Here is a 12,522-nt window from a genome sequence, read left to right as displayed (position 1 = left end):
TGCAGGGAGCCCGCCCCATGGCCGTGCCGTCCGTCGCCGCTCAGCCGCGTTCCTCGATGCTGTCGCGCCTGGCCGAGAGCAGGAACGCGCTTGGCTTCGGCTTCATGCTGCCGGCGGCGGCATTGCTGCTTGTCTTCCTGACCTATCCGCTTGGGCTCGGCGTCTGGCTCGGCTTCACCGATGCCCGCATCGGCCGTCCCGGCATCTTCATCGGCATCGAGAACTATGAATATCTGTGGAGCGACGCCGTCTTCTGGCTCTCCGTCTTCAACACCCTGCTCTACACCGTCAGCGCCTCGATCCTGAAATTCGCGCTCGGCCTCTGGCTGGCGCTCATCCTCAACCAGAACCTTCCCTTCAAATCGTTCTTCCGCGCGATTGTCCTGTTGCCGTGGGTGGTGCCGACGGTGCTGTCGGCCATCGCCTTCTGGTGGATTTACGATTCGCAGTTCTCGATCCTGTCCTGGGCACTCCAGCAGATGGGGCTGATCGACCATCGCATCAATTTCCTCGGCGATCCGGAGAACGCGCGTGCTTCGGTGATCGCGGCCAATGTCTGGCGCGGCATCCCTTTCGTAGCCATCACGCTGCTTGCCGGCTTGCAGACAATCCCCCAATCGCTTTACGAGGCCGCCACGCTCGACGGCGCCAGCCGCTGGCAATTGTTTCGCCATGTGACGCTGCCGCTGCTCACCCCCATCATCGCGATCACGATGACGTTCTCGGTGCTGTTCACCTTCACGGATTTCCAGCTGATCTATGTGCTGACCCGCGGCGGACCGGTAAATGCCACCCATCTGATGGCGACGCTGTCGTTCCAGCGCGGCATTTCGGGCGGCCAGCTCGGCGAGGGCGCCGCGATCGCGGTCGCCATGATCCCATTCCTCCTTGCCGCGATCCTGTTCAGTTATTTCGGCTTGCAGCGCCGCAAATGGCAGCAGGGGGGCGGAGACTGACATGGCTGCCACCAGGAAGACAAAACAGCCGCAGCTCGACGAAGGCGGCATGGGCTATTTGCAGAGCGTGCCGCGCCGTGTGGTGACGGTCTATCTCCCCCTGCTCGTGTTCGTCATCGTGCTCTTGTTCCCGTTCTACTGGATGACGATCACAGCGGTTAAGCCCAATGTCGAAATGACCGACTATGCCAATTTCAACCCGCTCTGGGTCGTGCATCCGACATTGGAGCACATCCGCTATCTTCTCTTCGAGACGTCCTATCCGGGCTGGCTGCTCAACACGATCATCATTTCGACCGCCGCCACTTTCCTGTCGCTGGTGGCGTCGGTTTTCGCGGCCTATGCGATCGAGCGGCTGCGGTTCTCCGGGGCACGGCAGGTCGGCCTCGCGGTGTTCCTCGCCTATCTCGTGCCGCCCTCGATACTGTTCATCCCCTTGTCGGTGATGGTGTTCAACCTCGGGCTTTACGACACACCCTTCGCGCTCATCCTCACCTACCCGACCTTCCTGATCCCCTTCTGCACCTGGCTGCTGATGGGTTACTTCCGCTCCATCCCGTTCGAACTGGAAGAATGTGCGCTCATAGACGGGGCAAGCCGCTGGCAGATCCTGAGCAAGATCGTGCTGCCCCTGTCGGTGCCAGGCCTGATCTCGGCGGGCATATTCGCATTCACCCTGTCATGGAACGAGTTCATCTATGCCTTGACGTTCATCCAGTCGTCCGAAAACAAGACCGTGCCGGTCGGGGTGCTCACCGAACTCGTCCGCTCCGACGTCTATGAGTGGGGTGCCCTGATGGCGGGCGCGCTGATCGGATCCCTGCCGGTCGTCGTGCTTTATTCGTTCTTCGTCGAGCACTATGTCTCCTCGATGACCGGCGCGGTGAAGGAATAGCGCCGCCCCGATGCCGCGGGCGCTTTTCCTGGAATGCCCTAGCCCAGGCTTTTGCCGTAGCGGGCAAAGCTTTCGGCCAGGACGGTCGTGCTCGCACCGGCCCGTTCGGGCCGTTTGTAGATGCCGCCTTCGACGCGGATCGGCTCCTCGAAGTGATCCTTGATCCAGGGGATGTATTCGAGGATCGCCGATGCAGGATGCCAGTAGCTCAGATGCACATGCACCTGGCTCATCTCCCCTGCATGCGGAACGACGGGAAGCCGATGCGCCAGTGCCAGGTCCGCGACCTGGATGTATTCGGTTATTCCTCCGAGCCGCGTGACGTCCGGCTGGACGTAGGCGACGGCTCCTGCATCGACAAAGGAGCGGAACGCGTCGATCGTGTAGAGCTGCTCGCCGAGCGCGATCGGGATCGATGTATTGCGCGCGAGCGTGGCGTGGCTGGCGACATCGTCATACCAGAGCGGCTCCTCGAACCAGTAGATATCGAGGTCGCGCGCCAGCGCGCAGAACCGCTGGCAGGTCGGAAGATCCCACTTGCCGTTGCCGTCGATTGCGATCCGGATCCTTGGTCCGACACGTTTGCGCACAGCCGCCAGGCGCTCGACGTCGACATTTGGGTCGTCATGGCCGACCTTGATCTTGATGCGTGTGAATCCATCCTCCTCGACGGCTTTCGCGGAGCCGCGCAGCAACGTGTCCAGATCGAACGAAATCCAGCCGATATCGGTATTGTAGGCCTCCAGGGCATCGGTGCGCGCGCCGCCGAGATAACTCCACAGCGGCAGGCCCGCCCGTTTCGCCTTCATATCCCACAACGCGATATCGATTGCGGCCAGCGCCAGATGCGTGATGCCGGCCCGACCGACCCATTGAAGCGAAGGATGGCGCGCAAGCCTGGTCCATAGACGCTGATGATCCGAGGCGTCTTCGCCTACCAGAAGCGGCGCGTAACACTCGCCGATGCAGGACGTTATCAGCCGGTCGGCGGCCAGATGGGCATGCGTGCCGGTGAAGCCATAACCTTCCAGCCCGTCCGTGGTGACGATCTTCGTACCCACGACACCCCAATGGGTGATGCTGTGGGTCGAGTCCGAAATGGAGTCCGAGGTGAGTGGAAGATGGAGAATAAACGGGCGGACGGAGGCGATTTTCATCTATGACCCTTGGCGGATATGAATTTGTCAATGAAGGAGCTGCGAGAGGAATTCGCGTGCACGCTGATGCTTCGGGGCTGCGAAGAACTCCTTCGGCGTGGCCTCCTCGAGTATCCGGCCCTTGTCCATGAAGACGACCCGGTCGGCCACCTGGCTGGCGAAGCCCATTTCATGCGTCACACAGATCATCGTCATGCCTTCGGAGGCCAGCGAGACCATGGTGTCGAGCACTTCCTTGACCATTTCCGGATCGAGAGCCGAGGTCGGTTCATCGAAGAGCATGATCCTGGGTTGCATGCAGAGCGCTCGGGCGATCGCGACGCGCTGCTGCTGACCGCCGGAAAGCTGGGACGGATACTTGTCCGCCTGATCTGCGATCCGAACCTTTTGCAACATCTCCAGCGCTCTCTCCGAAGCGTCCTTGCGGGATTTTCCGAGCACGCGGACCGGCGCCAGCGTACAATTCTCGATTACCTTGAGATGCGGGAAGAGGTTGAACTGCTGGAACACCATGCCGATGTCCCGGCGCGGAACCATACGTCCATGGGACTTCTCGACCAGCGGTTTTCCGTCGATTTCCACCGAGCCTTGCTGGAGGTCTTCCAAGCCGTTGATGCAGCGGATCAAGGTCGACTTGCCTGAGCCCGACGGCCCGCAGACGACGATCTTTTCGCCCTTCGCCACCTCAAGGCTGACGTGATCGAGCGCCTGAAACCCGCCGAACATCTTCACCGCGTCGCGCAGTTTCACAAAGGCGCTGCCGTTGGCGTCCATGAACTCCTCCTTGTTGCGAGGTTGGCTTGTAACCCGAAAGATCGAAATCGGAAAATAAAAAATTTTCTATTTTTAATTTTTCTGTTGCGCCGAACCGGAACCTGACCGATGCTTGGGCCATGAGCATGATCAAGACAACATTGGCCGAGCAGGCCTACCAGGAGCTGCGGTCGCGGATCGTCGGCGGCAGGCTGGCAGGCGGGCAACGCCTGTTGCCTAACGAATTGGCGGCGGAACTGGGCATCAGTCCCACGCCTGTCAAGGAAGCCTGCCTGCGGCTGGAGGCGGACGGGCTTCTCGTCAATTCCTCGCGGCGCGGCATGGTGGTCCGCAGCTTCAACGAGGAAGCCGTCGAGGAATTATACGCGGCCAGGACACTGCTCGAGAAAGGGGCCGTGGAAGCAGCCTTCGACGCAGGACGGCTCGATGAGGCGCTGCGGGCGAAGCTCCAGGACAGCCTCGAAAACCACAGGCGCTTCGCCAAAGGGTCGTCGCTCGACGATCTGGCGAAGGCGCTCTCCCATGACCGGGCCTTCCACAGTTCGCTCGTCGGCGCCGCGGGGATACCGATGATCTCCGAGGTCCACTCCCGCATTGTCGGCCAGACGCATACGGTCTTCGTCTCGATTCCAGGCGATTACAGCCGCTCGGTCGAGGAGCACCAGGATATTCTCGATGCCATCGTCGCCGGCAAGAAGAGCCAAATCCTCGCGGCGCTTCAGCGACATCTCGAGAGAAGCCGGCAGAACACCTTGCGCCAGGTAAAAGTCCTTGCGCGAGCGATCGAACCGAACCTTGTTTAAAGACCGGGGACGAGTGTGGAGTACCTAGATTTTTCCGGGACATTCGCGCGCGGCGACCTGTTCGTGCACGCCGCCATGTTGACCGTCGGCCTGTCGGCCGCCGCGCTGGTACTGGGCATGTGCGTCGGCATCATCGGCGCCCTGATGAGACTTTCGAGTTCGAAAGTCCTCTCCTCAATCGCGGCCGCCTATGTGGAAATCATCCGAAACACGCCGTTTCTGGTGCAGATCTACATCGTCTATTTCGGCCTGCCCTCGGTCGGCATTCGCATTTCCGAAGTGACGGCGGCCATCCTCTCCCTGACGCTCTACGCGGGCGCCTATATCACCGAGATCGTCCGTGCCGGCATCCAGACGATCGGCAAGGGGCAGCGGGAGGCGGCGCACACGCTTGGCATGTCACCGTATCTCACCTTCCGCTATGTCGTTCTGCTGCCGGCGATTTCAGCGATCTTTCCGGCACTGACCAGCCAGTTCATCCTGATCATGCTGGCCTCCAGCGTCGTTTCGGTCATCTCCGTCCCGGAACTGACCGGCGTCGCCAATGATGTGCAGGGCCTGACCTTCCGCAGCCTGGAAGCCTATCTCGTGGTCGCGGCCATCTACCTTGTCCTGACGGCTGCATTCAAAGGCGTCTTCAAACTGATTGACCGTGCCCTCTTCTCCTTCCGCTTTGCAGGGCGATGACGATGTTCCAGACATTCAACCTCCATCATGTCGGGTTTCTGCTGCAATGTGCGACGTGGACGGTCGTCCTCTCGGGAATTGCGCTTGCAGGCGGGGCCATCGGCGGATCGATTATCGCCCTCATGCGCCTCTCCCGTTTCGCCTGGCTGCGCTGGATCGCACAGGCCTATATCTATGTCATCCAGGGAACGCCCCTGCTCGTCATTCTCTTCATCGCCTATTTCGGCGTCGCCAATCTCGGCTATGACCTTCCGGCGATCTACGCGGCCGGCCTTGGATTTACGCTCTACAGCAGCGCGTTCCTCGGCGAGATCTGGCGCGGGTCGATCCAGTCGATCAACAAGGGGCAATGGGAAGCGTCGTTCGTGCTGGCGCTTGGCTGGCGGCACACGATGACCGACGTCATCATCCCGCAGGCGCTTCGCGTCGCCATTCCTCCGACGGTCGGCTTCTCCGTTCAGGTCGTCAAGAACACCGCGCTTGCTTCGGTCGTCGGCTTCATCGAACTGACGAGAGCAGGACAGATCGTCTCCAGCGCCACGTTCCAGCCGCTGCCCGTCTATCTGACGGTCGCGGCCATCTACTTCGGCATCTGCTCCATACTGTCCCATGCCAGCCGCCGCCTGGAGTGCCGCCTGCACCAGGCAGCCAACTGAAGATCCGGTTCATCACACCAGGGAGGAAAGTATCATGCTATTGAAGAGACTTGCTGTCGGGCTCGCCGCCATGCTGGCGATGATATTGCCCGCGAAGGCCGAGAGCACGCTGGACGCCATCGTACAGCGCGGCACCATCAATGTCGGCGTGGGCCTTGGAACGCCGCCTTATGGCCTGATGGACAGCAGCATGCAGCCCGCCGGCTATGACGTGTCCGTAGCAAAGGCAATCGCCCGCGATCTCGGCGTCAAGGTCAACATCGTCGACACGACGGCAGCCAACCGCATCCCGAACCTGACTTCGGGCAAGCTCGACATCGTGATCTATTCGTTCTCGATCACCGCCGAGCGCGCCAAGGCCATCGCGTTCACCAACACGTACTATGTCGACCAGCAGGTCTATGTCGGTCCCGCCGACCAGCCGATCACCAAGATCGAGGATCTGGCGGGCAGGAAGATCGGCGTGACGCGGGCCAGCACGAACGACATCGTCATGACCAAAAAGGCCGTCGAAGGCGCACAGATCCAGCGCTATGACGATGACGCGTCGACATCCCAGGCGCTGTTCGCAGGCCAGGTCGAAGGCATCGTGACCAGCGGCGCGCTTGCCCGCGCCGTCGAGGAGCACGATCCTAACCTCAAGAAGCAGTTCGTTGTGGCGCAGGCGCCGATGGGCATAGGCCTGCGCCGCAACGACCCGGACTTCCTGCACTGACTGAACACGGAGCTCTTCATGCTTCAGTCGACAGGTGAGCTGCAGGCCCTGCAGAAAAAATGGATGGGTGTCGAAGTCGACCTGCCCCGCTTCTGAGAATGACTGGATCCGGGACTCCCCCGGATCCACACATGCCGCTGCGATCGGTTTATCGAAGGTTTTTCCATGAAAATCACGGATGTGAAGGTGCGCTGCTGCCAGCGCAAACCAGGCGATTTTGCCGCCAGCGCGTTTCGAACCGGGGATTTCGCGAAGTTCGAATTTCTCACCGTCACCATGATGACGGACACCGGGCTCGAGGCAACCGCCTTCGGGTTCGCCGGTCGTTCGGCGGCGGGCGCCGGCAGGCTGATTGCCGACACGCTGCGTCCGTTCTTCATCGGCCGTGACCCGCTCGACCGGGAAAAGGCATGGCACGATTTCCGGGTGGCCGACCGCTGGTGGGGCCACTTGCCGATCTATGCCTACGGACCATTCGACACCTGCCTCTGGCTGCTGTCGGCCACCGCCGCCGGGCAGCCTCTCTACAAATATCTCGGAGCCTTCCGCGAACGCGTGCCGGTCTATGGCAGCTCGATGATCCTGTCGGGGCCGCAGGACTATGTGAAAGAGGCGCTGCGCGCCAGGGCCGAAGGGTTGCGGGCCTACAAGCTCCATACACCCGGTCTCGATCTCGACTACGATATCGACGTCCATCGCCAGGTCCGCGCCGCCGTCGGGCCGGATTTCACGCTGATGTCGGATCCGGTCTCGATGTTCAATCTCGAGCAGTCGATCCGCTTCGGCCGCGAGCTGGAAAGGCTCGACTTCTACTGGCTGGAAGAGCCTTTATACGACGAGGACGTTCATTCGCTGCGGGAGCTCGCACGCACGCTCGAAATCCCGCTCGTCGGGACAGAAGTCCTTGCGAAGCACCCTTACAGCATCGCCGAATGCATCTCGACGCGTGTCGTCGATCGCGTCCGGGCAGACGTTTCCTGGACGGGCGGCGTCACGGGCGTCATGAAGACGGCCCGCCTCGCCGAAGCCTTCGGCGTCAATTGCGAGATCCATACCGCCATCTTCCACCCGATGGAGATCGTCAACCTGCATTGCGCCGCGGCGATCAAGAACTGCGACTTCTTCGAAGTGCTCTATCCAATGGAGAACTTCGCCTTCGGCCTCAAGCAGCCGCTGCCGATCAAGGACGGCTACGCCGCGCCGCCGTCAGCCCCCGGCCTCGGGGTCGAGATCGACTGGGATGCCATCGACAACAGCACGATCTGTGAGGCCTGAGCGCCATGATGAAAGCTGTCTGCCTCGAGGAACCCGGCAAGATCTCGCTGGTCGAATTGCCCGAACCAAAACCGGGCCCGGGCGAAGTCGCGGTGCGGATGGAGTATGTGGGGTATTGCGGTTCCGACCTGACGTCGTTTCGCGGCCTCAATCCGCTGATCTCCTACCCGCGCGTCCTGGGCCATGAAATCTCCGGCACCATCTCGGCGCTCGGCGACGGCGTCAGCGCGCTTGCGGTCGGCCAGTCCGTGACTATTCTTCCCTATTTCAATTGCGGCAGGTGCCATGCGTGCCGCCTTGGCAGGCCGAACGCCTGCAAGGACAACCGGACGATGGGCGTCCAGCGCGAGGGCGCGATGGCCTCGATCATCGTCGTTCCCGCGGGCAAGATCATTCCGGTCGAGGGCATGCGCCAGCGGGACCTCGCGCTGATCGAGCCGCTTGCCGTCGGCTTCCATGCCGTCCGCCGCTCCGAGCTTTCGGCTGGAGAAACCGTCGTCATCCTTGGCTGCGGCGTCGTTGGGCTCGGTGCCTTGCTCGGCGCTGTCAGGCGGGGCTCACGCGTGATCGCAGTGGACCTTAGCGCCGACAAACTCGCCGTTGCCAAGGTGCTCGGCGCCACTGACACCATCGATGCGTCGCGCGAAGATGTCCTGGCGCATGTCCTGGAACTGACCAGTGGGGACGGTCCGCAGGTCGTCATCGAGGCGGTCGGCGCGGATGCGACCTTTCGGCAGGCGATCGATCTCGTGGCGTCCTGCGGCCGGGTCGTCTATGTCGGCTACGCCAAGAACAAGATCGCTTACGACACCAAGTTCTTCCTGCTCAAGGAGATGGATATCCGCGGGTCGCGCGGCTCCGAGATCGCCGATTTCCACGATGTTATCGGCTATCTGAAGCAACATCGGGACGCCGGCGACCGCATCGTCTCACGCGTCGTGCCAATCGAGGAAGCCGGTGCGGCCATGCAAGCCTGGGACAAGAGCCCCGGAGGCTTCACCAAGATCGTCGTCCGGATCGAAGCGAAGGAAGACGCATGAGCATCAAGGATATCTTCGGGCTGGAGGGGCAGCATGCGCTGGTGACCGGCGGCGGAAGCGGTCTCGGCCTTGCGATCGCCACCTGTTTCGTCGAAGCCGGCGCCAAGGTGACGATCGTCGGCACCAACGCCGCGAAGCTCGCTGCCGCCTGCGAGACGCTGGGGCCTTCCGCCACGAGCCATGTCTTCGACGTGACCGAGACTGCCGGTGCCACGGGTTTCGCCAGCGAGGTGGCAAAAAAATCCGGACGCGTCTCGATCCTCGTCAACAATGCCGGCAACACGGTCAAGAAGCCGCTCGGCGAGATGAGCGTCGAGGCTTTCAATTCGGTGCTGAACGTCCATGTCGGCGGCGCCTTCGCCCTCTCGCGCGCCTTCCTGCCGCAGGTGACGGAAGCAAGGGGCAGCATTCTTTTCACCGCCTCGATGAGCTCTTTCCTCGGCATTCCCAACGTGATCGGCTATTCGGCGGCGAAAGCCGCCTATGTCGGCATGGTGAGGGCGCTCGCGACCGAACTTGCGCCCAGCGGGATACGCGTCAACGGTGTGGCACCAGGCTGGATCGACACCGCGCTTCTACGCCAAGCCACCGCAGCCGATCCGGAAAGGGCGCGCAAGATCAACAGCCGCATTCCCATGGGTCGTTTCGGCGAGGGCGCCGATATCGGCTGGGCCATGACCTATCTCGCCTCACGCGCCTCAGCCTATGTGACCGGCCATATACTGGTGGTCGACGGCGGCGCGCTGCACGGCTTCTGACACCATAGTTTTTCGAGGGAGAAAACAGATGACGACCGATACTGACAAGGCGATCTTCGAAGTCATCCGCAAGGAACTCTTCACGGCCGTCGTCGGCGACGTGCTCGATGTAATGGGCCACCGCCGGCAGTTCCTGCCGGCCGGGATCGTGCCGTTGCAGCCGGAGATGAAAGTCATCGGCCGCGCGATGCCGGTGCTGGAGGCGGACGTGTTTTCCGGCGGTTCGCCGGATGCGCACGGTCCGATCGCGAACAAACCGTTCGGCCTCATGATGGAAGCGCTGGACAGCCTGACGGAGAACGATGTCTACATCGCCAGCGGCTCCTCCTTCCGCTACGCGCTGTGGGGCGGGCTGATGTCCACCAGGGCCCAGAAGCTGAAGGCTGCCGGCGCCGTCCTCAACGGCTATATCCGCGACTCCTGGGAAATCGAAAAGCTCGGCTTTTCGGTCTTCTCGCGCGGCATCTATGCCCAAGACCAGGGCCCGCGAGGCAAGGTGATCGACTATGGCTGCCCAATCGAGATCGAAGGCATCCTGGTAACGCCCGGCGACCTGATCTTCGGCGACCGCGAGGGCGTGCTTGTGATCCCGCGCGAGGCGGAAAAGGAAGCGATCGAGCGCGCGATCGAGAAGGTCAGCACAGAGAACAAGGTCGCAACCGCGATCCGCGACGGCATGAGCGCCTGCGAAGCCTTCCGTACCTTCGGCGTCATGTGAGCCGACGATGGACGATCCTCGTCTGCTCCTGCTCTGCGATCACGACAATGTGCTGGTCGCCTGCCGGCGCATCGAAGCCGGTGAGACCATCATCGTTGGCGGCGAGTCGCGCATTCTGATCAAGGCCGTGGAGCTCGGCCACAAGCTGGCGCGGCTGCCGATCGCCCCGGGGATGAAGGTCATCAAATACGGCGTCCCGATCGGCTCGGCGACGCGGTCGATCGGACCCGGCGAGCACGTCCATATTCACAATCTGAAGAGCGACTACACCAAAACGCACGTAATAGCGGAGACCGGATCATGACCGGCGAACAGTCCACCATCCTCGGCTATCTCAGGCCGGACGGTCGCAAGGGCATCCGCAACATTGTGATCGTGGCCTATCTGGTAGAGTGCGCGCATCATGTCGGTCGCGAAATTGTCTCCCATTTCCGCGGCAGGGACGTGCATCTGATCGGCTTTCCAGGCTGCTTTCCCAATCCCTATGCGCAGCGGATGATGGAGCGTCTGTGTACGCATCCCAATGTCGCCGCGGTACTGCTGCTGTCACTGGGATGCGAAAGCTTCAACAAATTCTCGCTCGCCCGCACCGTCGAGGCAAGCGGACGGCCGGTGGCCACGCTGACGATCCAGGAAAACGGCGGTACTTTGTCGACGATTTCCGACGGCATCGAATGGGTCGGGCAACGCCTGCAAGAGCTGGGCGCGGTCGCGAGAGTGCCAATGGATGCGAGTGAACTTATCGTCGGCACGATCTGCGGCGGGTCGGACGGCACCAGCGGCATGACCGGCAATCCCGCCGCCGGCCTTGCCTTCGATCGACTGGTCCGTGCGGGAGCAGCCTGTATTTTCGAGGAGACCGGCGAGCTGATCGGCTGCGAAGAGATCATGGCGAGCCGTGCCGTGACGCCTGAACTCGGCGTCGAGCTGCGCGCCTCCGTGGCAAAGGCAGCGCAATACTACGCGACGCTAGGCTATGGCAGTTTCGCTCCGGGCAATGCCGATGGCGGCCTATCCACCATCGAGGAGAAATCGATGGGTGCCTATGCCAAATCGGGCTCGTCGCCGATTTCGGGCCTCATCAAGCCGGGCGACATTCCCCCTGGCGGCGGACTCTACCTGATGGATGTCGTGCCGGACGGGGACGTGCGTTTTGGCTTCCCCAACATCTCGGACAATGCCGAGATCGTGGAGCTCATCGCTTCCGGTTGTCACCTCACGCTCTTCGTCACCGGCCGCGGTTCGGTCTCGGGGTCGGCGGTCGCACCGGTCATAAAGATCTGCGCCAATCCCGAAACATACCGTCGCCTGTCGGGCGACATAGACGTCGATGCCGGACGTATCCTCGAAGGGGCCGCCACCTTGTCGGATGTCGGCGACGAAATCTTCAATCTGGTTCTTGCTGTCGCCAATGGCCATGCGACGAAATCCGAACAACTCGGGCACCGCGAATTCATCCTGACCTACAAGACTTTCGAACCGATCGGTCCCGCATGTCTGCCGGGCGCACAGCCAAAGGCTGGTCACCGAAGCTGAAGCCGCCGACGTTTGCCGTGTGCCTGCGAGCGCTGTTTGCGTCTGTGCTGAAGCGGCGCGATCCTTGACCAGCGCAGGAGCAAATGCATGGCGGGCCGAACAATCTGGCGACAAGCTCACTCGTTTTGTTTGAAGCGCGGCACGCCGAAACGGATTCATGCGAGCCGCTTAGGTCTTGTTTTGCATGTCGCTACATCGAACCGAGGTTGCTTGGGCAACGTGCATTGGAAACGAGGTGCGCAAAAAAGGGTCGCGGCAAACCAGCATTGGGCTGGCGGCTCGCAACCGCCTCACCCCCATGCGGACAATTCAAATCAGCGGGCCTGCGTCAGCCATACGCCGCTTCCTGATATCTGGGGGAAGCGTCTTCTCGTTTTGGCGAGGGTTCTGTTCCGCCGGCGCGAATGAGCTGCCTGCCTGATCCGAAAAAAACAGCTTCCAGCGGCCCGGGCGGAACGCTACCCGGCTCTTCTGCGCCGCGGGATGGTCGACGGGCAGCTCGATCTCGACGCGCTGGCGTTCGCCGCCGATCTCGAGTTCCACCCGGCGGGT

General features: G+C 61.9%; 15 protein-coding genes. 12 read left to right on the top strand and 3 right to left on the bottom strand.

Annotated elements, in window-relative coordinates; translation table 11 throughout:
- Positions 1–56 precede the first annotated feature (56 nt).
- Positions 57–956: a carbohydrate ABC transporter permease gene (locus LB545_RS17080; RefSeq protein WP_411908976.1), complete on the top strand. Its 900-nt coding sequence runs from the start codon at positions 57–59 to the stop codon at positions 954–956.
- A 1-nt stretch (position 957) separates the two neighbouring features.
- The gene (locus tag LB545_RS17075) at positions 958–1,851 is read left to right on the top strand and encodes a carbohydrate ABC transporter permease (protein WP_140498410.1); all 894 of its coding nucleotides are present in this window, start codon (positions 958–960) and stop codon (positions 1,849–1,851) included.
- Positions 1,852–1,889: 38 nt separating this feature from the next.
- On the opposite strand, the gene LB545_RS17070 is transcribed toward LB545_RS17075, so the two are convergent.
- Complete coding sequence (locus LB545_RS17070; RefSeq protein WP_224705519.1) at positions 1,890–3,008, bottom strand: mandelate racemase/muconate lactonizing enzyme family protein; 1,119 nt, start codon at positions 3,006–3,008, stop codon at positions 1,890–1,892.
- A 27-nt stretch (positions 3,009–3,035) separates the two neighbouring features.
- Positions 3,036–3,782 carry an amino acid ABC transporter ATP-binding protein gene (locus LB545_RS17065; protein WP_140514986.1) on the bottom strand — a complete coding sequence of 249 codons (747 nt, stop codon included), beginning with the start codon at positions 3,780–3,782 and terminating at the stop codon, positions 3,036–3,038.
- A 119-nt stretch (positions 3,783–3,901) separates the two neighbouring features.
- Here LB545_RS17065 and LB545_RS17060 point away from each other — a divergent pair, with 119 nt between their 5' ends.
- The 10 genes from LB545_RS17060 (at position 3,902) to LB545_RS17015 (ending at position 11,970) form a co-directional block, all read left to right on the top strand.
- A complete protein-coding gene (locus LB545_RS17060) occupies positions 3,902–4,585 on the top strand; it encodes a GntR family transcriptional regulator (RefSeq protein WP_140581261.1) in 684 nt (227 codons plus the stop codon).
- 15 nt (positions 4,586–4,600) lie between these two features.
- Positions 4,601–5,272, top strand: coding sequence for an amino acid ABC transporter permease (locus LB545_RS17055; protein ID WP_140524822.1), 672 nt, complete (start codon positions 4,601–4,603; stop codon positions 5,270–5,272).
- Complete coding sequence (locus LB545_RS17050; protein ID WP_210239844.1) at positions 5,269–5,928, top strand: amino acid ABC transporter permease; 660 nt, start codon at positions 5,269–5,271, stop codon at positions 5,926–5,928. The genes LB545_RS17055 and LB545_RS17050 overlap by 4 nt, the downstream gene beginning before the upstream one ends.
- Before the next feature lie 34 nt (positions 5,929–5,962).
- The gene (locus tag LB545_RS17045; protein WP_224705518.1) at positions 5,963–6,643 is read left to right on the top strand and encodes a transporter substrate-binding domain-containing protein; all 681 of its coding nucleotides are present in this window, start codon (positions 5,963–5,965) and stop codon (positions 6,641–6,643) included.
- A 165-nt stretch (positions 6,644–6,808) separates the two neighbouring features.
- On the top strand, positions 6,809–7,918 hold the full coding sequence (locus LB545_RS17040) for an enolase C-terminal domain-like protein (RefSeq protein WP_140514980.1): 1,110 nt from the start codon (positions 6,809–6,811) through the stop codon (positions 7,916–7,918).
- Between the two features lie 5 nt (positions 7,919–7,923).
- Complete coding sequence (locus LB545_RS17035) at positions 7,924–8,958, top strand: zinc-binding alcohol dehydrogenase family protein (RefSeq protein WP_224705517.1); 1,035 nt, start codon at positions 7,924–7,926, stop codon at positions 8,956–8,958.
- The gene (locus tag LB545_RS17030; RefSeq protein ID WP_224705516.1) at positions 8,955–9,716 is read left to right on the top strand and encodes an SDR family NAD(P)-dependent oxidoreductase; all 762 of its coding nucleotides are present in this window, start codon (positions 8,955–8,957) and stop codon (positions 9,714–9,716) included. The genes LB545_RS17035 and LB545_RS17030 overlap by 4 nt, the downstream gene beginning before the upstream one ends.
- Positions 9,717–9,744: 28 nt before the next feature.
- Complete coding sequence (locus LB545_RS17025; protein ID WP_224705514.1) at positions 9,745–10,434, top strand: RraA family protein; 690 nt, start codon at positions 9,745–9,747, stop codon at positions 10,432–10,434.
- 7 nt (positions 10,435–10,441) lie between these two features.
- Positions 10,442–10,738, top strand: coding sequence for a UxaA family hydrolase (locus LB545_RS17020; protein WP_140498421.1), 297 nt, complete (start codon positions 10,442–10,444; stop codon positions 10,736–10,738).
- The gene (locus LB545_RS17015) at positions 10,735–11,970 is read left to right on the top strand and encodes a UxaA family hydrolase (protein ID WP_224705512.1); all 1,236 of its coding nucleotides are present in this window, start codon (positions 10,735–10,737) and stop codon (positions 11,968–11,970) included. Before LB545_RS17020 ends, LB545_RS17015 begins: the two co-directional genes overlap by 4 nt.
- A 309-nt stretch (positions 11,971–12,279) precedes the next feature.
- Here the strand turns inward: LB545_RS17015 and LB545_RS17010 are convergent.
- On the bottom strand, positions 12,280–12,522 hold a 243-nt coding region (locus LB545_RS17010), incomplete at its 5' end, for a TOBE-like domain-containing protein (RefSeq protein WP_347439605.1).

The sequence above is a fragment of the Mesorhizobium sp. BR1-1-6 genome (assembly GCF_020165355.1).
Classification (GTDB): Bacteria; Pseudomonadota; Alphaproteobacteria; order Rhizobiales; family Rhizobiaceae; genus Mesorhizobium.
The sequence above is the reverse complement of the archived record's forward strand: the minus strand, read 5'-3'. Positions and strand labels throughout refer to the sequence as shown.